We start from the raw sequence: 22754 nt of genomic DNA on the forward strand, positions 1-22754 counted from the left end.
AAGGAAACACGAAGAGCCGGAGGCGATTCGATGTTGACTTATCGTAGGGCGGAGAGCGAAGGACACTAGCCGCTAGGGCGCTGGAGCTAGACAGTAAACTAAGTTTAAAAACTTATACTTATCTTTTAAAAAAGGATTGGCCCTGCAACCAATCCTTTCATTTATCTCTAGTGAATAATTGGGAAGTAAACTTTAATTTCACGAATCATGGACTCAAATTCCTCACGATCGAGAAAATCAGCAGAGTGCCAATTTTCCATAATCCAAGCCACCAATTCTTTCGCAGAATTAAAGTATTCCCCACTGGAATCAGATTTTCTTATCGTATAACGGCCATTATCCTCATCAATTGTGACTTCACAAGGATAGGTATTATCTTTTGACCTTAAATAAAATTCCATACCGTCCACCCTTTTTGCCCTTTTTTTCAACCATGTTCTAACTATTGTGGTTTTGCTTTAATAGAAGACTCGCAAAATATTTACGGGCATTCGCCGTTCCAATCTTTAGGATTTCAGTTACATTCCCTTTTGGATGTGCAAATTCAACCGTTGCTCCATTTAGATGTTCATTCACACCCGTAATCCGGTATCCTTTTTGAATGAGAAAATCAATTTTGTCTCTTTCATCTAAAAATTGCTGATAATCTGACATCCAATTCCCCCCTATATAATTACTCTTTTAGAAACCTAAGGTATTAATATAAATCTACATTATCCGGGATTTCCTCCAGGACTGTTTCATAGACCCTTTCTTCGATTACCCAATCACGTCCTACAGAAATACCTAAATATTTTTCATCACTAGGATCTTCAATTTCTGCCTGTGGATATTTTTTAAACCACCAGTGTTTGGCAAGAACATAGTACACCCCAGCACCAATAATAAATCCTACTAAAAACCCATAATTTGGCACAAAATAGGAGGCAGTTGCCCCAATAATCCAGGCAATAAAACCAGCTAGATTTACTCCGCCCATATATTTATATTGGCCATGATTTTCATATAATTCTGTGACATTGACACGTCTTTTACGCAATAAATAATAATCCGCAAATAAGATGCCGACGATAGCAGCCAAAATGCCCCCAACAAATAAGAGAACTTGGATAATAATATCAAACAACTGCCACGGTTGTACGATGGTACCGACAATGCCTGCTGTGATCACTCCACCCCAAAACGGAAACTTCGGACCACCGACATTTGAGAAAATAGTTGCTGCAGGAACAACATTAGCAGCCGTATTGGTGGACCATTGGGCTAAAACGATCATTAACAATAAAATGGCTAGGATAAACCCAGTGGCTGCTTTTTGCAGAGCGACGACAGGGTCAGCATTTAAAACAGCAATATAGGAGACTGCACCGATAATAATCATGAAGGTTTGTGTGAGCGGCATAGCAATCAAGTTCCCAATCAGAGATGCTTTATTTCGCTTAAACCAATTCTTTTCATTCTTAGGTGCCTTCATAAAACGTGAGATGGAAGGAATGTCTGCGCTTAACGTCGCCCAAAAACCCATATTGCTAAAAATAACCACTAAAAAGGCTGAAAATGCCGCTCCACCTGTAACCGGTGATTCTACCCAACTCCAAACATCTCTCCCAGCAGTGGCTGCCTGATCAGATAACGATACATACATCCAAAGTGAAATAAGAAGAATGATTGGTGCGGCTAAATCCGCAAAACGCTCGATTGATTTGATACCAAGTGCCGTATTTATTAGTTGAACAGCCGCGAAGATTAGAAAACAAACAAACCAATTATCAAAGCCAAATAAAATATTTAAGATACCATTCATAGCCGTCGAGCCGAAGTAAGTATTCACCCCAAACCACATCGATGCGGTTATTCCACGGGTAATAGAAGGAATATGAGTTCCTATCGTTCCGAACGGGGCCCTCATATAAACAGGAAAGGACAATCCGTGTTCTATTCCGATGTCTGCGATTAGTGATATGAAAAAGCCAATCGCCAGACTTCCAATAATTGTTGCGAGAATGACCCAAGGTAAGGACAGACTAACGACTCCAGCTCCACCAATCGCAAAGGTGGCGAGGACGACTACCATACCAACCCACATAAACGAATAGCCTAATTTCGTAATTTTCCTGTCTTTATGGTGAATCGGTAATAAATCAGGCGATTTTAAATGGTTTGTTTTCATGTGAACACTCCTTGTTATTGGTTTGTTTTTTTAGAATTCGAGACTCAAAATCTAAACAACCAGTCAACATCATTTTTAAGGGCCATTGCTCAGCCAAGCCGAGCAATGACAGGAGTAGTTCGAATCCAGATTCAGAAGTGCCAGCCGGCACTGTAGCAGGATATTTTTCTAATGACTAGATTGACAAGGTTTCATTTTGATTGACGAGGGCATTCTTATTATATTTTGCCCGCTTCAAATACTGGCCAGATCCTGGTTTTCCTACAAATTGCTTGTCACGAACCACAAATTCCCCACGAGATAACACGGAAACAGGTTCCCCAGTTATCTTCATTCCTTCAAACGCATTGTAATCGACTGCCATATGGTGCGTTTCTGCAGAAATCACCCGTTCAATATTTGGATCAAAGATCACAAGGTCAGCATCTGCACCAATCGCGATTGTCCCTTTTTTCGGGAATAAACCAAACAGCTTCGCGCTCCGTGTTGAAGTAATATCAACAAATTGATTAAGACTAATCCGTCCTTTCTTCACCCCCTCAGAGAATAAAACCGACAAACGATCCTCAATCATTGGGCCGCCGTTCGGTATTTTGGTAAAATCATCCCTGCCTAAATCCTTCTGCCCTTTAAAATCAAAGGAGCATTGATCGGATCCGATTGTTTGCAGTTGACCACTCTTCAAAGCATTCCAGAGAACCTCTTGATTCCACTTTTCTCGTAATGGCGGGGACCAAACGTATTTTGCTCCTTCAAAATTAGGTTTTTCTAAATAGGTTTTGTCGAGGACTAAATATTGCGGACAGGTTTCACCCCAAACATCAAAGCCCTTACTGCGTGCTTTAGCAATTTGTTCCACAGCATCCGCACAAGAAACATGGACCACATATAGTTGCGAATTGGCAAGACCAGTGAAATTCGCCGCCCGTCCTGTCGCTTCACCCTCTAATTCCTGCGGCCTAGTTAGGGCATGGTAAATGGGGTCTGTATTACCTTCGGCGAGGGCTTTCTTTGTTAAGAAATCAATTACATCGCCATTTTCGGCATGAACCATCACCAAGGCTCCGTGTTCTTTTGCGGAGATCAATGTTTTAAACAAGGTTTCGTCGTCCGCCTGGAACACATTTTTATAGGCCATAAATACCTTAAAGGAGGTAATCCCTTCCTCTGAAATAACCTGAGGAAGCTCGCCCAGGACATCTTCATTGATTTCTGAGATCATTAAGTGGAAACTATAATCGATGACTGCTTTTTCTCTTGATTTATCATGCCAAGTTTGTATGGAATTCTTCAGAGGCTCACCCTTGTTGGTTAAGCAAAAATCAATCACCGTTGTTGTTCCGCCAAAGGCAGCAGCGATGGTTCCTGATTCAAAATCATCCTTCGTTACTGTCCCGCCAAAAGGCATATCAAGGTGGGTGTGTGGATCAATTCCTCCCGGAAAAACAAAACAACCTTTGGCGTCGATGACTTCCGCACCGATTGTTGAAAGATTCGTACCAATTTGTGTAATCTTCCCATCCTCAATTAAAATTTCCCCTTGATACGTATCTGCAGCAGTAACGATCGTGCCATTTTTAATAATTTTTTTCATCCATATTCCCCTCCATTTACTTCGTTACATCAGCTTTACATTCGACAATTCCACTTAAGGCAGCCTGGCGCTCATTCCAAGTCATTGGCGCCAATTCACTTGTGACTTCTACCATGTCAATAGCCCCGTCGACCGGACAAACTATTGAACATAAGTTACAGCCGACACAATCCTCTTCCCTTACTTTCAGGATGCTCTTTCCATTTACGTCTTTTAACATATCAATACATTGGTGCGAGGTATCTTCACAAGCGATGTGACACTTATTACAATTTATACAGACTTCCGGATTGATTTTAGCAACGATATTGTAGTTCAAATCCAAATTGCCCCAATCCGAATATTTTGGGACCGATTTCCCGATGATTTCAGAAACCGAGGCAATCCCCTTACTATCAAGATAATTACTTAGTCCTTCAATCATGTCCTCGACTATTCGGAACCCATGGTGCATGGCAGCCGTGCATACTTGAACGCCGGTAGCACCCATCAACATAAATTCAACAGCATCCTTCCAGTTGGAGATTCCTCCAATTCCCGATATAGGCACGTTAATATGGGAATGTCTAGCACATTCCGCGACCATATTTAACGCAATCGGCTTTACGGCAGGTCCGCAATAACCACCGTGGGCTCCTTTTCCGGCAACATGGGGTATTGTATTCCATGAATCAAGGTCGACACCCATGAGGCTGTTTATCGTATTTATCATACTAATCGCATCCGCTCCGCCATTGCAGGCCGCTTCGGCCGTGGCGGTAATATCAGTTATATTTGGTGTTAATTTTACAATGACAGGAGTCTTGGCCACTTCCTTTACCCAATAGGTCTGGCGTTCAACTAGTGCAGGGACCTGTCCTGAGGCTGAGCCCATGCCACGCTCGGCCATTCCATGCGGGCAGCCGAAATTGAGTTCCAATCCATCCACCCCGACAGACTCGACGCGTTTTACAATCTCATGCCATGCCTCCTGCTTTGGTTCCACCATCAGTGAAGCAATGATGGCATGATTAGGAAACCGTTTTTTCGTTTCATAAATTTCCTTTAAATTAACATCTAAGGGCCGGTCGGTAATGAGTTCGATATTATTAAATCCTGCCACTCTTTGACCGTTAAAACTGACAGCGGCAAATCGTGAGGACACATTCAAAATTGGATCACCCAGCGTTTTCCAAACTGCTCCACCCCAGCCTGCTTCAAATGCTCTTTGCACTTGATAGCCAGAGTTGGTAGGTGGTGCAGACGCGAGCCAGAACGGATTAGGAGATTTGATCCCTGCAAGATTGATACGTAAATCAGCCATCTATTTTTCTCCCCTTTATATCAAAATTAGAAGTTAGTTTACCGTTCCAACAACGGAAAACTGCTTATGAATCGCATGTGCAACCTCTTTTCCCTGTTGTGCTGCCGTTACGACCATTGCATCCCCATTCCCCTTACCAAACACGACATCACCACAGGCAAACACTTTTGGATTAGAGGTTTGGAACGTGTCCAGGTCTACCTTGACAACGCCGCCATTATGTTCTAGTCCGAACTCTTCAATCAATTGTAAGTGTCTGGTCTGCCCTATTGCTTTTACCACCGCATCAACTGGCAGCACGTACTCGGAGCCTTCAATCGCGACAGGTCGACGCCGTCCATCTTTTTCAGGTTCCCCTAGCTGCATTTTGATACATTCAATTCCACTTACCCTTCCAGTTTCATCACCTATAATTCGTTTAGGGGCCGTTAACCACCGAAACTCGACACCATCCTGTTTGGCAAACTCATATTCAAAGTCATAGGCGGTCATTTCTTCTTCTGTTCTTCGATATAAGATTTTGACATTTTCTGCACCTAAGCGGACAGAACAGGTTGCACCATCAATTGCGGTATTCCCAGCACCAATGACCACAACCCGCTTTCCAACAAAGTCACTGGTTACCTGTCCGGTTTTGGTAGCTTTAACAAATTCAATCGCATCATAGACACCCTTGAGGTTTTCACCTTCGACGCCAAGATTTGGTACATGAGCCATCCCAACTGCCAATATTATATAATCAAAATTTTCAGTAATTTCTTCCACTGAAATATCCTTGCCGACAAACGTGTTTGTTCTAATTGTTACATTCAATTTCTCAACCTGCTCGACTTCCCAGTAAGAAATCTGTTGCGGTAATCGAAATGAAACGATGCCATACGTATTTAAGCCGCCCGCCTTCTCAGCTCCTTCAAAAATCGTAACCTCATAACCTAATCGAGCCAGTTCCCTTGCTGCTGATAACCCTGCCGGACCACCGCCAACGACAGCCACTGTCCTTCCATTTGCTTGACCTGGTTGAAAAAGTGTCTTGCCATTGGTCATAGCCCAATCTGTTGCATATCTTTGTAAATTCCCAATCATGATCGGCTTAGTTGAATGATTGAGGACGCAAGCCCCCTCACAAAGTTCATCCGTTGGACAAACCCTTGAACAACTGGCACCAACAGGATTCGATGACATAATTGTTTTCGCCGATCCTAATAAGTTTCCTGAGGCTATTTTTTTAATAAAAGTTGGTATATCAATACCTGTAGGACAAGCCTTTATACACGGGGCATCATAGCAATATAGGCAACGATTGGATTCTTCAATTGCCTCCTGATTTGTTAGTCCCTGTTCCACCTCTAGAAAGTTCTGTTCCAGATTGGATAAGGAAATGCGCTGCATTTTTTCATTCGCCAAAGAGTAACCCTCCTTCTTATCGAATTGGTATATTTCCAATAATAATTAAAGTTGTCCGGTTTACTTTTAAAATGTAAGCGCTTTAATTAAGTGATATGACCAAAAATTGACCAGCTCCTTTTGTCTATTTATGTATTTCGCAGAAAATTCTGCATCTTATTATAATTTTACCGACTGTAAATAGGCATTTCACCATACAATCTGTAAAATGATGCATGCAATTAATTAACCATTATGTAAAGATGAGTGGTTTCATATGAAGTGAATCCTAGTGGCTGCATGATGATAGATGTTATTGGAATTGATTAGGAATGGAATACACTACTACAGAGGGCTAGCTTTTCTTGTACACTTTTCTAAATTCTTTTTCAATTTAACATAATGATACCAAAAATAATGTAATAATATAGCGAATTGTCAATTAATCTTACATACTTTATTTGTTCAGGACAATAGGTTTAAACTGCTTGGGAACTACTAGTCTAATAGGCTTTTTACACACGTATAAACACCTATCGCAAATTGAAATAATTGAAAAAAGTTCTCGACATTTTCTTCGAAAATACCTTTACGGCTGAATTCGATAAAAAAGTGTATCAACCGTAAAGTAGGTACACATAAAACTGTTAAATTTGATAATATTTTGCTAATTCTATAACCATTGCACCCATTCTTTCATTTGTTGGAACGACAATCCTTTCAATCCCTTCATCCTTTAAAGCCGCTTCGGTCACTTTTCCAACCGCTGCAGCAATGACCTTTTCCTTAAAAGAATCAATAATTTCTGTGACAATGGCTCTTTCTCTTGCATAGGTAAATAGGGAATGTACCTGGGTTGCTGTGGTAAAGCAAACTGCTTCACAGCCATTGAACATTAATTCATTACATAACCTTTCTAAAATCTCATCTTCAGGTGCTATATGCTGATAAGGAAGGATTTTTTGAACGGTTGCGCCGCGGCTTTCTAGGAATTTTATTAAAGCAGGTGCCGTTTCACCATGAAGTTGAACCATAACCCTCTTTCTAGTGAAATCTACATTAGCAAGTGCTCGTGCTAATCCTTTCGTTGTACCGTCCTCATCGACCACGTCGGGCTTTAACTGGTATTTTTTCAGAGCAGTAAGTGTCTTGTATCCCCGCGAGGCAATCGTTGCTTCACGAATAATTTCTAAAAATAAATCTTCTAAACCTAGTTTAGCAGCCAAATCAACAAGTGTTTCAAAGCCAATCCCTGTAGTAAAAATCACCCAATCAGCCCTATTTTCCACGAATTCACGTAAATCTGGTTCCACTTCTTTCTCAGCTAAAAATACAGTCCCTTGAAGGGTGCGAATTAGTGGAACACCTCCCTGCTTTTCAATAATCGAACTTATTTCTTCTATTTTACGAGAACCACAAATTACGACTCGCTTCCCTGTTAAACCCTTTTCCATTATGAAAACCTCTCTTTATGAATAATCCACTGCTATCCGTTTAATCGTATGGGAGGGATAAATATTCACCCCTCTTTTACTAGATTCAGCTACTATGGCCATTGCCGCAGCAACGTCTCTCGCTTCTATTGCTTGATAAGGACGTAATGGGCCAACCATGAGCACATTTAGGAATGCACTGGCTTTTGCTGCGATTTTTTCACCGAAACGAAACTCTGATCTTTCCCCTAACAAAAGTGATGGTCTAAATATATGAACAGAAGGTAAGCTTAAACTCCCCAGAGATTCTTCCACTTCACCCTTTACTTGATTATAAAAAATCCGTGATTTTGCATTTGAGCCCATCGCGGTAATAATTAAAAATTTCTCTACCCCACTCGCCTTTGCTATTTTGGCTGCCTCAACGGGATATTCAAAGTCCACTTTTCGAAACGCTTCTTTGCTTTTCGCCTTTTTAATGGTGGTTCCTAAACAACAAAAGACATCAGTAACCTGAAATAATTCGCGGTATGTATGAAGTTGCTCAAAATCAACAACATGGGCTTCATAAGTGGGATCCTTGCTTGCAATTGGTCTTCGCACTAACAAATGAATCTTTTCATAACGCTTATGTTGGATAAGGAATCTTACTAATTCATTACCTACTAGTCCAGTCGCACCTAAAATGAGTGCTGTTTTATTTCTGTTTTTCACATCTTGTCCCCTTTCGATCCAACGATTAAATTCAATCACTAGCAAAAAAAGTAATCAATCTGTTTGATTAAGATTATTGCACAAACCTCAGGAATAATGAAGAATATTAATCCTTAGAAGTATAATTCTTCTTATATGTATTAACCTAATGAAGGATGATATAAAAAAGATGAGGTAAATATGGAAAATAACGATAAAGTTATCAAAATAATAGATAAAAACGTCGATAAAATTGAAAATTTAATTGACCTCAAAATTAAACTTTGGAGAGAACATGTCCTCTTTTCAGGATTATGGTGGATGGGAATTTTCCTTTCTATTTTGCCCTGGGTGATCTGGTTCGTGATCAGAAAAAAGCAAAGTACAGACCTTCTTTTGTATGTTGGTTTTTATGTGATGTCTATTTCCGTAATGCTTGACATTATCGGGGACCAAATTGGTTTGTGGCATTACCGATACCACGTAATCCCCGTACTGCCGACCTATTTTCCTTGGGACATGACGCTAATGCCCTTAACAATCATGGTATTGTTACAGTTTCGTCCCAATAGTAACCCATGGCTTAAAGCCATTTTCTTCGCCCTCATGAGTTCCTATCTAGCGGAACCATTTTTCACATGGTTAACAGTTTACAATCCAATCCATTGGCGATTCACCTATTCTGTACCTATCCAAATTGCAATATATATGAGTGCGTATTGGTTAAGTTTGAGAACCAAATTTTCACCTTTAAACAAAGAACACTAAGTGTTGTAAACCTTGGATAATTTTTGAAATTAAACTCTTTTTTATGTTCAATTATTTTCTTGTTGGACATACTGAAGGATGTGAAATTTTTATACAGGAGGAACCTGGATGCCTAACGACTTTGAATTTAGTAACTTCATTAATGAGGTTTCGCTACAAGCGAAAATGGAAAATGTCTGGAGCTATACTTGTGGTTTATGGCAAAATTGCAATGAGGAAACCATCCAAGCGTTTTTAGCTCAGTGCCTCGATTATAATATCGACCCACAATACTGTATGAGTTGGGTCGAACAACATAAGGAAGAAATACCAAATTGGTCGAGTGTGTCGGAAACCTCACTTGGATGGGTAAACCAGCACACCTCATCAGGCTCACCGATTTCGATATTAGAACAGGATTTAAGTTAAGCTCCAGGGAGAGGTCCTAAACCTCCCCTATTTAGCTTACAATAAAACGCATGGATCGATAACTACCCATGCGCCTTATACCAATTCTATTTGCGGTCCTCTTCGACAGCCTCCACCAATTGAAACAAAAATCGATAAATGAGCTGGAATGCCTCACCAATAGTTATATCCTCGTGAAAACCTTGCACATAATTTAAGGCAAAGTTCAAATTCCATAACCCATCTTCTAGGCTGAACATTAAATCAAATTTCGCCTGATCTCCAGATAGAAGGCTATCTAAGTTTTCTTTTAGCGATTTTTCAAATTTCTTTTGCAATTTTAATCCTAACATAACATCATAGGTTCCGAACACATCATCTGCTTCTAAAGAAATCGCCTCGATACTAATAAGGTCAAACCAATTGGACTCTATATAGATAAATTCATTTTTATGCTTTTTTAAATAATCCAAACGCTCATTAAGAAATGCTGATGTTTCATTCTTCAGCATGTTTTCTGATTCTTTATCACAACGCTCAATGTAGGCATCAGCGAAGCGTACACTTGCATCCATCTCAGAAAGTTGCAGATGATCTGCTAGCTGGTTTCTCTCCACATACTCTTTTTCTTCTTTAAAGATCGTTATACCATTTTCGTTACGATGATTTAATTGTTCAGTTATGTATTGTTTGATTTGATCTTTTAACACCAGAATATCCTCCTAATGGTTCAATTATCTGCTTATTATTGTGATAGTTAATGAGAAAAAAAGCAAATGTCATCTTCTTTTTTTTGCAAAAAAAAGAGGCGACTCTGTGAAGTCACCTCCTATACTACCATTTAATTCTCTGCTAATTTCGCTTTTACTTTTTGAGTGGATGGTTTTAAATCACCAGGATCTTCTGCTTGCTTTGCTCGTTTAATAAATAGAGCAAGAACCAAAGCCAAACCGGCGATAAACACCGTTACAAAGAAAGCGTCATTTATTCCTTCTAACATAGCTTTCATTTGGATATCATGCTGCATTTTTAATTGCATTGCTTCTGTTATTTTTACTGACGGATTTGCTGGTATAGCCTTTTTTGCAGCTGCAATCAATTCTGTAGCATGAGTTTTAGCCCGGTTAGTCATGACGGTTACTAACAATGCTGTCCCAATCGCACCAGAAACCTGGGACATGGTATTGTTCATCGCTGTACCATGTGGATAAAAACGTGCTGGTAACTGATTTAAACCATTCGTTGTTACTGGCATATTCACCATCGACATCCCGAACATACGGATTGTGTATATAATGATTAAATGAGTATAAGTTGTTTCAATGGTTAATTTACTAAACATGTAACTCGTTACCACGGTAACTGTTAAACCAATAATCGCTAAAATCCGACCGCCAAATTTATCAAATAATTTCCCTGTTATTGGCATCATGATGGCCATGACAATCGCACCTGGTAGCAGCAATAAGCCTGCATCTAAAGGTGAAATTCCACGAATGGTTTGCACATAAATAGGCAGCAGGATCATCCCTGAAAACATTGCCATGGTAACAACCATGGAAATAGCTGATGATAATGCAAACATTGGATATTTGTAAATCCGGAAGTTAAGAAGCGGTTTTTCTTGACTTAATTGACGCAGGATAAATATTACCAAGCAAATTACGCCAATAGCAAGCGTACCATATACTTCTGGGCTATCCCAGCCCTTTGTACCTGCTTTACTAAACCCATAAAGGATGCCGCCAAATCCGACACTTGATAGCACCACTGCTAGGAAATCAAGTTTGATATTCACTTTCTCTTTTTTATCTTTAAGTAAGAAAAAGCCGATTAAAACAACGATAATCGCAATTGGTGTAACAAAATGGAAGAGCATTCTCCAGTCATAATGTTCAATAATCCAACCCGATAATGTTGGCCCAATCGCTGGAGCGAACATTAACACTAATCCGAAAACTCCCATAGCGACGCCTCGTTTTTCAACTGGGAAACTGGTTAACATAACGTTCATTAACAACGGCATCATAATAGCTGAACCTGAAGCCTGAATCATCCGGCCCGTTAATAATAACGGGAAGGCATGAGCAAACCCAGCAGCTATTGTTCCTATGGTAAATAAAATCATTGCTGCTAGAAATAATTGCCGAACTGAAAATTTTTGAATTAAATAAGCCGATAAGGGAATTAGAATTCCGTTAACTAACATAAATCCTGTTGTCAGCCATTGAACTGTCGAAGCTTCAATGTTTAGATCCTTCATTATGGAAGGTAATGCGATATTAAGCAAAGTGTTATTTAAAAAAGCTATAAAAGCACCAATCATCAGAACGGCTAAAATTCCGTACGGTGGACGATTTGGCTTTTTTATGGTTTGATCCATTTAATTTCCCCCTATAATATATGTTCATTTTTTTATACCCCGGTTTCACACTTACATAATAATATACTCTTAGTTCAGTTTTTGCAATTAAAAAGTTCTACAAAAATATGGGTTTGTAAAGAAACTTGAAATAAGGTAGTATAAATTTATACTGTAAGTACAAATTCAGATTTAAGGTGATGCTATGTACAACCGGAAACAAAATGTAATTAAGATGGCCCACCAATTATTTGTCGAAAAAGGCTTCCAAGCTACCTCCATACAGGACATTTTAGATTATAGCGGGATATCGAAGGGAACATTTTATAATTATTTTTCATCAAAGAACGAATTATTAATCGGTATTTATAAAACAATTTATAAGACGCTTGAAAAGGAACGAAATGATCTACTTCTTGGCCAAGATCCTGCAAATATTGAGATATTTATCAAACAACTTGAATTACAAATGATTTCTAATCGAAAAAACAAGCTAATTACCCTCTATGAGGAAGTATTGGCCTCGAATGATGCTGACCTTAAACAATTTATCCAGCACTTACGATTGAAATCGCTTCGCTGGTATTTCAGTCGGTTCATCGATTTATTCGGAGAGGACAAGAAGCCTTTCTTATTGGATTGTGCAATTATGTTTCAGGGGCTACTCCAACACAACCTGCAATATAACCGCATAACCCATGAGTCTGGTGAAAAAATAAGTCATGTCGTCCGTTTTAGTGTGACACGTTTGGTAAAAATGGTCGAAGAAATTTCTGAATCAGGCAATCAATTGCATGACCCTGCCCTATTAGAAAAATGGCTGCCTGGTTGTAATAAACATAATAATGACTTTAAAAACCAACTACTTCACCTATCTGGTGCTTTGAGGAAAGCGATCACGAAGAATTTACATGGGGAAGTTGAACAAGAGAAAAATCTTGAACTTTTAGACTTTATCCAGGAAGAACTTCTGCATACAAGTAAACCAAGAAAATTTCTCATTGAATGCGCCCTCGTAACCTTGAAAGGAAGTTCTGTTTGGAAAAAAGAAAATCAAGAGTTGGAAAAACTGATAGAAAATTATTTCAAAGAGTTAGACGAAATCGAGACCAATTAAAATGAACCCCTAACTGATTGTAGTTTAGGGGTTTTTACTCATGAAAAGGATTTGTATATCTTTTCTTATGTATGTTTGGATACTTAAAAAATGCTTTTTGCTTTCTGAATCTCCCAAATGAAGTAATGGCTCGTATATTGTCTAATTTCAACCACTGCATCCTTCCCGTTTTTTGAAAATATCAATCCTGATCCCATTTGCTCTTGGAACATCCATCCATTGGAATTCATATATTTCTTAACTATATCAAAACGACTGCGTTTGGTATTTTTTGATAAATACCGACTGCGATTGTCAGTTTTGGCAAACTGTACATATTCACTATCGGAAAGTTTTAACTTCAAGGCCGAAAAAATGAGAGGGATGGGATTCTCTTCCTGCAAAAGGGCAGTACCCAATTTACTAACACTAATACAAGAACCACCAATGATTATAATCATTAAGCTAATAAGTACTCTTTCCCTCATTTCCATCTGGCCTCCTCCGATAATTTCATTCCACCCTTAGTTAGACGATCAAAGTTGGATTTTGTTTCAAAAATTAATATTTCAGTTTGATTACAAAAAATCCACTCTGCCAAACAAGCAAAATGGATCTGTTTGAAATATTAACTCTTTATAAAAGTACTTGGCATGACTACAGCAACAACCTCCCCACGTGCACAAAGAAGATCATTTGCATAGACCTCTGTTTCTACCTTAAATTTTTTCGGATGAATCTCATGTACCGTTCCAATGGCTTTTAATGGAACCCCGTGTGGTGTTGGTTTAATAAAATTTACATTTAATGATGCCGTGACAAATCGCGGAGGCTCCATCCCCTCGCCCGCCTCATGACCATTCTTACGATGCAGTGCCAATGATGCTGAACCTGTTCCATGACAATCTATTAATGAAGCTACCATTCCGCCATAAACAAAACCTGGTAATGCCAGATGGTTTTTATCAGGTGTAAAGATTGTTACTGTTTGCTCTCCCATCCAGCCAGTTCGAAAATGATGACCTTCTTCATTTAATCGACCACAGCCATAACACCAGGCGAAATCATCTGGATACTCATCCTGAATGGCATGTATTACCTTATCTTCCATAAAAAACTCCCCCTCAGTAGAAAACGCTTTCATAAACATGATATCATTGAAAAAATTCACAGGTCAATTAATTGACTAAATATTTGAAATATGAACTTTTTTCACATGGTACCTGACACCCAAAATAATGAAACCAATTAGCCAAGTATCCGTATATTAATTATGATTTAGAGCACAAAAATGAAAAGGGGCAAAATGGATGGGGAATATATTTCTTTTTACTTTAATAATTGGCATTATATCAGCACTAGTTTTAATACCCATTTTTGATCATGGTAATGGAAAGAAGAAAAAGGAGAGCAATAAGCTAAATATAGGAGTTTTCATTGTAGTAGTTATCATTCTCTCGATTGTTGTCTATTTATTTTATTATTTAAGTAATTTTGATAGGAACCTCTCTTCTATATGGCCATTAGGTATTATTCTGACAGCTGGCGGTGCATTTTTTGCTAGGGGTACTGAAAGAATCGTCAAGGGTCTTCTTTTCCTTGTCTGTCTTGGACTTGGAATTTATTTCTTAACAGCCTTTATTTTCAATGCGGATGAAAAATATAAAGTGGCAAAAATGGATGAAAAAGTAGAAATCCAAACCTTTGATGAAAAGGAAACACCTGCAAGTGTCCCGCCGCAATTTGCCCGTAATAAAATGAAAAAGGCGTTTGGACAAGTCCCAAATACCAGCTACTACGAGCTGGGGAATCTTCAAATTCAAAAACTTAACGGTGATTATGTCTATATTGCTCCCGTCGAATTCTCTGGATTTTTTAAATGGTCGAAGGGTGAAAGTACACCCGGTTATTTTATCCTAAGTGCAACCGATTCTACTGCTAATCCGAAATTCATTAAATCTAAGATGGTTTATACCCCCTCCTCTTATTTTAATAAAAACATCGAACGACATATACGGATGCAATATCCGAAAAAGATTTTCTATGGTGATGTTCAATTGGAAATAGACGAAAATGGTAAACCATATTATATCCGGACCTATGGGGACTTTATTTCTGCCCGCAATGGATTTACTACTAAAGGGCTCATCGTCGTAGATTCTCAGACAGGAGCTATGAAAGAATACAGGTTAGCGAGTGTACCAAAATTTATCGATGGTGCTGTCTCTCCTGAAGCGGTTAGTTTACAAAACAGCTATTACGGGAACCTCGTTCATGGCTTTTGGAATAGTGTTTTTGGAAAGTCTGATGTGAAACTTCCCTCCGATGAAGGAACGGAAGCAAATGTTAGCCCAATTTTTGATGAAAATGGAACGATGTATTATTTTACAGACTTTACCAGTCCGAAAGAAGGTGTCGATTCCATGCTTGGTTACTCCTTAACTAACTCAAGAACGGGAAAAGCCACTTTCTATACAGGGAACCCAGAACAATCTTATATGGATTCCCAAGGTACCCTGCAGATTATTGAAAAGAAATTTATCGAAAAGAAATGGCACGGACAAATGCCGATTCTCTACAATTTTTATGGGGAAGCAAGTTGGTTAACATCTGTCTTGGATTCAAATGGTTTTCTGCAAAATTACTTTATTGTATCGGCAGCCAATCCAGAAATATCTGCCTATGGGAACACTCCAAATGAAGCACTAAGACTTTATAAAACAGCCTTACAAAGAGGAAAAGGCACCGTAGACGGCAGTTCTAAAGCAGAAGAAAAGCAAATCAGCGGAACGGTAGTGAGAGTATATAAGGAGAAAACAGGAGATTTTACCGTTGTTTCCTTTCTATTAAACAACCACCAAAACTTTATGATTTCTTCCGAAAAAGAACCTCTGGCCATCTATTTAAAAGAAGGAGATAAAGTAAACATACGTTACTCAGATACTGGTGAAGAATTCTTGCCAGTAAAAGAACTCACAATAGAAGCTTTATTACATTAAACGATAAGGGTGTCAGGTACTATTTTTTAGTACCTGACACCCTTATGTTCACTGAATTCTTTGTATCCTATTTTGAATACTATAATTGAACGGTTTAGGCTGACCAGATATGTAATTGACGAGGGCATCTAAATCAACTATTCCTATCTCTTTATTTTGCGCTTGTGTAAAGACGGTGAAGCCATCTCCCCCACCAGAAAGGAAGATATTTGCCGTAACGGAATAGGTTTTTGTTTGACCCAGTTCCGTTCCATCTGGAAGTTTGATGCTGCCCACCTTTTGACCGTTGGGTTTATTCGGATCCCAAGAGTAGGTTAAACCTGAGATTTGCAGCATGTTTGTCTTCAAGGCACCCCATTGCTGATTTAGCAACGCACGTATCTGCTCTCCCGTCATCATCATTTTGACAAGGTCATTATTAAAAGGCTGAACAGTATAAATTTCCCCCCAGCTAATTTCTCCAGAGTTAATATCAGCTCGGATACCACCAGGATTCATAAAGGCAAGATCAGTCTTCAGCGCAGCTCTTTGGGCATCAGCAATGAAATCACCGAGCACGGACTCCCCGTTTTCATTTTGTTTTGCTATCAATGGATTCGAGGTGGAACCAACTTTACGGTTCACAATCGGTTCAACCTTTGCCTCATAACCTTCAATCATTTTTCTTATTTCAGGGTCAGGTTTTATGCCTTCTTGGAAGGTAGTCACAATCTCTGCCCTCTTCGTGACAATATCCTTTGTTTTCGGATCAATTTCGATATCCACATCAGAGAAAGCAGTCCCGTATGAATAGGATTGAACAACTAATTTATTATTTATCGTTGCATTCATATGGGCGTGATTATGCCCCCCAAAGATAATGTCCACTTCATCGTCGACTCGATTGGCGATATCGACGAGTTGACCGGTTGGGTTTTCACCATTTGGACCTGAGGTGCCAGGGTTATGGGCTAAGACGACAATCGATTTGACACCTTGTTTTTTCAATTCGGCGGCATTACGATTGATTGCTTCCACTTCATCGGTAAACCTTAAACCTGCAACCCCGCTTGGTAGAACAATGGCTGGCGTTTCAGTTGTGACGACACCGATAAACCCAATCGGCATCCCATTTATTTTTAAAATTTGATATGGAGGCAGGATAGTTTTACCTGTTTGTTTATTAACCACATTCGCGACGACCCAAGGAAACTTGGATCCCGTAAAATTTCCTGTTTTCGGATGCGTCCCTCCATGAATAAGGCGGAGCAGCTCGGTTACCCCCTCATCAAACTCATGATTACCGACGGTTCCAATATCAAAACCTAGAGTGTTCAAAATTTCAATAGTTGGTTCATCTTGCAAAAGAGCGGACACTGGGGGACTAGCGCCAACCATGTCTCCAGCTTGGACAAGCAGTGTATTTTTATTTTCAGCAGCACGCTGTTTTAAATATGCAGCTAAATAATCTACTCTTCCAGCAGGTTTTCCGCCTACATTACGGGTTACATTTAATTGACCGTGTAAGTCATTTATTCCCAATAGTTGAATCTGAATGAAGCTTTTATTCGATGCAGGTGGTTTAACTTTTTTCGGATTTTGTGTTTCAGGACGGTTGGATTTATGTCCATGGTAATTTTCAGATAACCCCTGATCCCCTTTATTAGCTGGTTTTTGCCTGGCCACTTCTACAGTTTCAGATTGAGAATATTTTTGAAGCGGCTGTTGCTTTCCTTCTGGCTCAAGAGCTGTAGCGTTTCTAGTCACCATCACCCCTGACAAGACAAAGAGAATCATGGAAAGAAATACGCAATGAAACAATTTCATGGAATACCTCCTACGTTTTTTAAGAGAACGAACGTATTTTTCGCTTTGTAGTGTGGTAATATACAATATTTACAAATTACCCAAACAAAAATAACCCACGAAAATTCTTCAACTTCACCGTTGAAAAATTATTTGTGGGTCGTCCCAATTATTAAAGCTACATGTTATACTACTAGCAATTCCGAATGCTTTTTCGCATAATCGATGATAAATTCTTCAATCTTTTTCGAATCATCTGGATGAAACATATGGCCAGACTTTTCATACCATACTAATTCTTTTCCAAATGGGGCCTCAAGTTCATTAAAGAATTGTTCAACAGGTTTGCCATCAACATGAACATCTTTCAACCCATGTAAAAAGGCAAGTGATGTCTCTATTTTTTCCACTGTTTTAAAATTAATTTCTGCAAAATCTTCAATTAGTTCTTGGGTGTATGTAAGATTGTAGGAACTGTATAGGGTGTGGAAGATATCCTTAATGGTGTATTCTCTGCTATTTAAAAAGAGCTTTAAGGCTCCAAGCATGCCTGGATGTTTCACGGTTTCACTTTCATACACCATTGAATTATATTTGATCAGGGGTCGACGAAAATCTGTCCATTGTTTCAATATAAGATAGGGAGGTCTACCTAGTTCCTCTAATTTCTTCAGCGTTTTCCGATCATTCGCTTTTTCTGCCTGATTCTTTAACCAGTTATAACAGATCAGATCATTTTCCTGCCAATTAATAATCTGCGAGATTCCAAAATACGCATGAAGCTTCTCAGGGTAGCGGCAGGCAATCGACAATCCAATAATTGTTCCCCAAGAATGGCCAGCTAAATAAACCTTTTCTTGCTTAAAACGACTCCTTAAGGTATCGATTAGATCATGGCAATCAGAAATGTATTGCTCGATTCGAAACGTCTTTTTTGGTGTATTTTTATCGAAGGTTTTCCCTGCTCCCCGTTGATCCCAAAACACCACAAGAAAATGTTTTACAAGCTCCTTTGTCGAAATCGATACTGCATAATCCTGTCCTCTAGAAACTACGCCTGGAACTGGCATACAAGGGCCGCCATGAACGAACAACAATATAGGCTTCGTTGTATCATCCGCCTGAATTAGGACAGACTGTTCGACTTCACCCAGCCTAAGCTTTTCAACCACATCGATCCCTTTGTCAGCAATATGAAACTCCCTCTTCGAAAATAACCCCATAGTCCTCCCCCCTCTTTCCTACTATTATACTAAACATGGTGTTCATTCTCCGATATTATTCTTAATTACAAGCCAATATGTTCGAAAAGTAAAAAATCTATGTAAAAAAGCTCCTTTTGATAAAGGAGCTTCCACACTAGTTATTCTATTTTTTAGAGAAGTTATGCATACAGTAAAACTATCTTACTCCACTTTTCATGATTGGCTGAACCACTTTGGGTTCACTATATGTCTGTTCTTTTTTCTTATATGCAGTCCAGTAGGCAAGCGCAATAAAGACTGATCCCCCAACAGCATTACCTAGAAAAACAGGGATAAAATTCTCAATATATGCTAACCAGGTAAAATGCCCTGCAAAGATTGCCGCAGGAATCACAAACATATTTGCTACAACGTGCTGAAAACCGATTGCAACAAAGGCCATCGTTGGAAACCAGATACCGGTAATTTTACCGACCATATCGTTTGCTCCATAGCAAAGCCAAACAGCGGCAGCAACTAGCCAGTTACAGCCAATTCCTGATATGAAGGCCTGCAGGAAAGTTGCTTCTAATTTATGGTCAGCGATACTAATCGTTCTTTCCAGAAATGGTCCTGTTTCAGTTAGTCCTACCAAATGTCCAAAAAAGTAAGCAACAAAAATAGCTCCGATAAAATTACTAACCGTAACTAGGAACCAGTTATAGAAAACTTGCCCCGAGCTAATTCTATTTGCAAATCGTGCTAACGGAACAGCCATCATATTTCCAGTCAATAATTCCCCACCGGCAAGCAGAGTCAGTACAAGGCCAATTGGAAAGACCGATGCACCAATCAAACTACCTAATCCTTCTAAATTTCCGGTTAGAGTTGCTGTTACACGGATGAAAAGTAAATATCCTAAGGCTATGAATGCACCTGCTTCAAAACCTAAGATTAAAGTTTGTAAAGGCAGATATTTTGTTTTTTTCACTCCATTTTCGACTGTGATTTCCATAATTGTTTCGGGTTTACTATATCCCATTAGAAGGACTCCTTTTTAAATGAACTGCACTCTTTTTTATGTGAAACATTTAACATACATCTATTTTATAACAAAATCGGCACCAATCCTGTGAATATTTCTTTAACGATTTTATAGCGCTTACATTCATCTGGGTAATTTTGCTTATCTAGTAAATTTACAAGAACAAAAGGCGCAAGNNTTGACTTATCGTAGGGCGGAGAGCGAAGGACACTAGCCGTTGGGCGCTGGAGCTGGATTCAGAGAGACTAAATCAATATATCCACAATTAATTATTTTATAATTTCCTATACAAAGAAAAAGGCTATCGAAAAAACTTTCGACAGCCTTAGACGAATAATTTCCGCCTTATTTTATATATTTACCAGAAACATAACCTGTTTTATTACCAAATTTAATTTTTTTCCATGACCCTGAGGTTGAGACAATTGTGACTTTTTGATTTTTCTTTACCGTTCCAATCACTTTTCCTTTTGTTGACGTAGTGGCACGGACATTGAGTCTTGAGGCAGTTACTTTTCCTATTTTCAACACTTTTTTGACTACGAAGGTCGTCGTTGCACTTGAACGGTTCTTACTCGTGTCAGTAGCTGACATCAGAACGGAATACTTCCCATTTCCTAAAGTGGTGGTACTATATCCTAGGTTGATCGTCCCCGCTTTCGTTAATACTTCTTTTTTCAAATATTTAATGATTTTACCAGAGCTATTTTTTATATAAACAGTTATTTTGGCTGTTTCGTTTGTTTTAAAAGATATCGCTGCATTATTTTTTGCGTTATCGATATTTGTCTTGACGCTTGTTAACTTGGGAGCTGTCTTATCTCTCTTTACTTCAAAGCCTGGCAATGTCGATGATTTATTATTGCTCATATCGACAGTGATAATCCCTGCATAATATTTACCGTTCGATAAAGAATAACTATTATACTCTTTCGTAATCGTACCTGCTCCGGTTACAGCATCCTTTAATAGGTAAGTTAAAATCTTGCCCTTACTGTCTTTAAGATAAATCGTCACTTTTGCTTTCTCATTCGTCTTAAAGGAAATGCGCACTTTATTTTTTATATTATCGACACTTATTTTCACATCACTAATTTTTGGAGCTACTTCGTCGATAATTGGACCAATTTCTCCTTTAGGCTCAAGGGGTCCTTGCACTGCTGGTTCTTGTTCAGTTGTCCCAGAGGTTGTTTGTTCGGTTGGCTCTGCAGTTGTTTGTTCAGTTGTCCCAGAAGTTGTTTGGTCGGTTGGTTCAGTAGTTTCTTGAACCGCCGGTTGTGGTCTTTCATCGTATTCTTTGACAATGGATGCCCCTTCATAATAGAAAGCAAGAATCTCATTGTATTTTTGATGTCCGATTTCGGCACGGTTCTGCGCACCCCATTGACTTAAACCAACGCCATGCCCATCACCAACTCCTGATATTGTAATGGTTCCGTTCGTATCCTCAATGTTTGAGACAAGGTAACTTTTCATGGTACGATTACCAACCATGGCACGAATCTGAGAAGCAGCCACGTTTTCATAAACTAACTTTTGCGGTATATAAGCGCCATCAGCATTAACTTTATCTTTTGTAAAAAAGTCAATCGTGATATTTCCTTTTGAAACACGTCCTCCTGATGTGGGGGTGTGTAAGCTTAAAACAGGAATAGCTGCTATTTTTATTTCTTTTCCAGTATAACCATGTGTGGACATCCAGGTCTTAATCGTACTAGTAATCGTTGCATCTTTTTCTTTCATTTGAGTCCATGACAAATTGGCTGGATCAAATTGTTGTTTACTTATCGTGAAGGTCCAAGCAGTTTTTGCATCAAATGCATCTTCTTTAATCGTTAGGTATGAAACTGGCGCGGAGCCCCAGACATTGGCATTAGATTCTGTTTTTCCACCATTGCTGGCAGAGAAAACGGCACTAATTAACCGGCCATTTACTTTTAAAACTTCACCTTTTGTTTCATCTACAGCCGCATTACTATTTGAATCCCAAACATATCCACCATAGACCTGATAATTAATCGTATCATCGATGATTACTGATTTATAGGATAATGCATAGGTTCGAGCAGCTATCGCTTGCGTTTTTAAGGCTTCGCGGTTCCAACTCGCATACATTTCAGATGGAACGACACCTTTTAAATAATCTTCCAAGTAGATTTCGTTAATAGGCCGAACATACTTTGAACTTTCAGGAACGAATTGAAAGGAACCTAAATATTTCCGATTATTAATAGATAAGTAGTCGGTATCTTTAGCTGAATCTAAATTAATTGTGTCTGCGGTATATAATGAAGTTGTTCCGTCTACTAGCGTAACTTTATTATTATCGTATTTTATGAGATAGGACTTCCCCGTTGTTAAGCGGACTGATGATTGGTCAACAGTATAATCACCTGTGGGTATAATCGTTAGCTCCGTTTTATTACCTAGATAATTTACTAGCTTCACTTTAATTTTTGGTTCAATCGTTTCTGCTGACACACCCGTAATAAGTATGTTAAATAGCAACAAAAAGGAAAGAAAACTTGCACTATATTTTTTCAATATCATTC

20 protein-coding genes are annotated in these 22754 nt (G+C 38.9%); 4 read left to right on the forward strand and 16 right to left on the reverse strand.

The genetic code is table 11. The features are described from left to right. Positions 1–167 precede the first annotated feature (167 nt). From V7121_RS01620 to V7121_RS01655, 8 genes are all read right to left on the reverse strand, one after another. Positions 168–401: a hypothetical protein gene (locus tag V7121_RS01620; protein ID WP_335545483.1), complete on the reverse strand. Its 234-nt coding sequence runs from the start codon at positions 399–401 to the stop codon at positions 168–170. Between the two features lie 37 nt (positions 402–438). Continuing rightward, positions 439–654 (reverse strand): hypothetical protein, encoded by a 216-nt coding sequence (locus V7121_RS01625; RefSeq protein WP_335500742.1) that lies wholly within the window; start codon positions 652–654, stop codon positions 439–441. A 43-nt stretch (positions 655–697) separates the two neighbouring features. After that, positions 698–2170 (reverse strand): NCS1 family transporter, encoded by a 1473-nt coding sequence (locus V7121_RS01630; RefSeq protein ID WP_335500740.1) that lies wholly within the window; start codon positions 2168–2170, stop codon positions 698–700. Positions 2171–2345: 175 nt separating this feature from the next. Further along, positions 2346–3764 (reverse strand): dihydropyrimidinase, encoded by a 1419-nt coding sequence (gene hydA, locus V7121_RS01635; protein ID WP_335500737.1) that lies wholly within the window; start codon positions 3762–3764, stop codon positions 2346–2348. A gap of 16 nt (positions 3765–3780) precedes the next feature. Further along, positions 3781–5067: an NAD-dependent dihydropyrimidine dehydrogenase subunit PreA gene (gene preA, locus V7121_RS01640; protein WP_335500735.1), complete on the reverse strand. Its 1287-nt coding sequence runs from the start codon at positions 5065–5067 to the stop codon at positions 3781–3783. Between the two features lie 33 nt (positions 5068–5100). Then, positions 5101–6456, reverse strand: a complete 1356-nt coding sequence (locus tag V7121_RS01645; protein ID WP_335500802.1) for an NAD(P)-dependent oxidoreductase — start codon at positions 6454–6456, stop codon at positions 5101–5103. A 641-nt stretch (positions 6457–7097) separates the two neighbouring features. Beyond that, complete coding sequence (locus tag V7121_RS01650; RefSeq protein ID WP_335500733.1) at positions 7098–7904, reverse strand: uroporphyrinogen-III synthase; 807 nt, start codon at positions 7902–7904, stop codon at positions 7098–7100. 15 nt (positions 7905–7919) lie between these two features. Beyond that, positions 7920–8597 carry an oxidoreductase gene (locus tag V7121_RS01655; protein ID WP_335500731.1) on the reverse strand — a complete coding sequence of 226 codons (678 nt, stop codon included), beginning with the start codon at positions 8595–8597 and terminating at the stop codon, positions 7920–7922. A gap of 180 nt (positions 8598–8777) precedes the next feature. Here V7121_RS01655 and V7121_RS01660 point away from each other — a divergent pair, with 180 nt between their 5' ends. Continuing rightward, positions 8778–9344, forward strand: a complete 567-nt coding sequence (locus V7121_RS01660) for a CBO0543 family protein (RefSeq protein WP_335500729.1) — start codon at positions 8778–8780, stop codon at positions 9342–9344. 108 nt (positions 9345–9452) lie between these two features. Beyond that, positions 9453–9752 (forward strand): hypothetical protein, encoded by a 300-nt coding sequence (locus V7121_RS01665; RefSeq protein ID WP_335500727.1) that lies wholly within the window; start codon positions 9453–9455, stop codon positions 9750–9752. Between the two features lie 86 nt (positions 9753–9838). Here the strand turns inward: V7121_RS01665 and V7121_RS01670 are convergent, their stop codons facing one another. Both V7121_RS01670 and V7121_RS01675 read right to left on the reverse strand, forming a co-directional pair. Beyond that, entirely contained in the window at positions 9839–10441 is a 603-nt protein-coding gene (locus V7121_RS01670) for a branched-chain amino acid aminotransferase (RefSeq protein WP_335545485.1), read from the reverse strand. 131 nt (positions 10442–10572) lie between these two features. Then, positions 10573–12114, reverse strand: coding sequence for a DHA2 family efflux MFS transporter permease subunit (locus V7121_RS01675; RefSeq protein ID WP_335500723.1), 1542 nt, complete (start codon positions 12112–12114; stop codon positions 10573–10575). Positions 12115–12298: 184 nt separating this feature from the next. Between V7121_RS01675 and V7121_RS01680 the strand changes: the two genes are divergently transcribed. Continuing rightward, positions 12299–13210 (forward strand): TetR/AcrR family transcriptional regulator, encoded by a 912-nt coding sequence (locus V7121_RS01680; RefSeq protein ID WP_335500721.1) that lies wholly within the window; start codon positions 12299–12301, stop codon positions 13208–13210. An 83-nt stretch (positions 13211–13293) separates the two neighbouring features. On the opposite strand, the gene V7121_RS01685 is transcribed toward V7121_RS01680, so the two are convergent. Both V7121_RS01685 and V7121_RS01690 read right to left on the reverse strand, forming a co-directional pair. After that, positions 13294–13677 (reverse strand): hypothetical protein, encoded by a 384-nt coding sequence (locus tag V7121_RS01685; RefSeq protein ID WP_335500719.1) that lies wholly within the window; start codon positions 13675–13677, stop codon positions 13294–13296. 140 nt (positions 13678–13817) lie between these two features. Continuing rightward, the gene (locus tag V7121_RS01690; RefSeq protein ID WP_335500718.1) at positions 13818–14300 is read right to left on the reverse strand and encodes a PaaI family thioesterase; all 483 of its coding nucleotides are present in this window, start codon (positions 14298–14300) and stop codon (positions 13818–13820) included. Between the two features lie 199 nt (positions 14301–14499). Here V7121_RS01690 and V7121_RS01695 point away from each other — a divergent pair, with 199 nt between their 5' ends. Then, positions 14500–16188 (forward strand): hypothetical protein, encoded by a 1689-nt coding sequence (locus tag V7121_RS01695; protein WP_335500716.1) that lies wholly within the window; start codon positions 14500–14502, stop codon positions 16186–16188. Between the two features lie 48 nt (positions 16189–16236). Here the strand turns inward: V7121_RS01695 and V7121_RS01700 are convergent, their stop codons facing one another. From V7121_RS01700 to V7121_RS01715, 4 genes are all read right to left on the reverse strand, one after another. Next, entirely contained in the window at positions 16237–17994 is a 1758-nt protein-coding gene (locus tag V7121_RS01700; protein ID WP_335500714.1) for a bifunctional metallophosphatase/5'-nucleotidase, read from the reverse strand. 164 nt (positions 17995–18158) lie between these two features. After that, entirely contained in the window at positions 18159–19196 is a 1038-nt protein-coding gene (locus tag V7121_RS01705; protein WP_335500712.1) for an alpha/beta hydrolase, read from the reverse strand. Positions 19197–19374: 178 nt separating this feature from the next. After that, positions 19375–20199: a formate/nitrite transporter family protein gene (locus V7121_RS01710; RefSeq protein ID WP_335500710.1), complete on the reverse strand. Its 825-nt coding sequence runs from the start codon at positions 20197–20199 to the stop codon at positions 19375–19377. Positions 20200–20547: 348 nt separating this feature from the next. After that, the gene (locus V7121_RS01715; protein WP_335501199.1) at positions 20548–22746 is read right to left on the reverse strand and encodes a SpoIID/LytB domain-containing protein; all 2199 of its coding nucleotides are present in this window, start codon (positions 22744–22746) and stop codon (positions 20548–20550) included. Between the last annotated feature and the right edge of the window lie 8 nt (positions 22747–22754).

Origin of the sequence: Neobacillus drentensis, assembly GCF_036962125.1 — a bacterium.
Lineage (GTDB): Bacteria > Bacillota > Bacilli > Bacillales > Cytobacillaceae > Neobacillus > Neobacillus drentensis_B.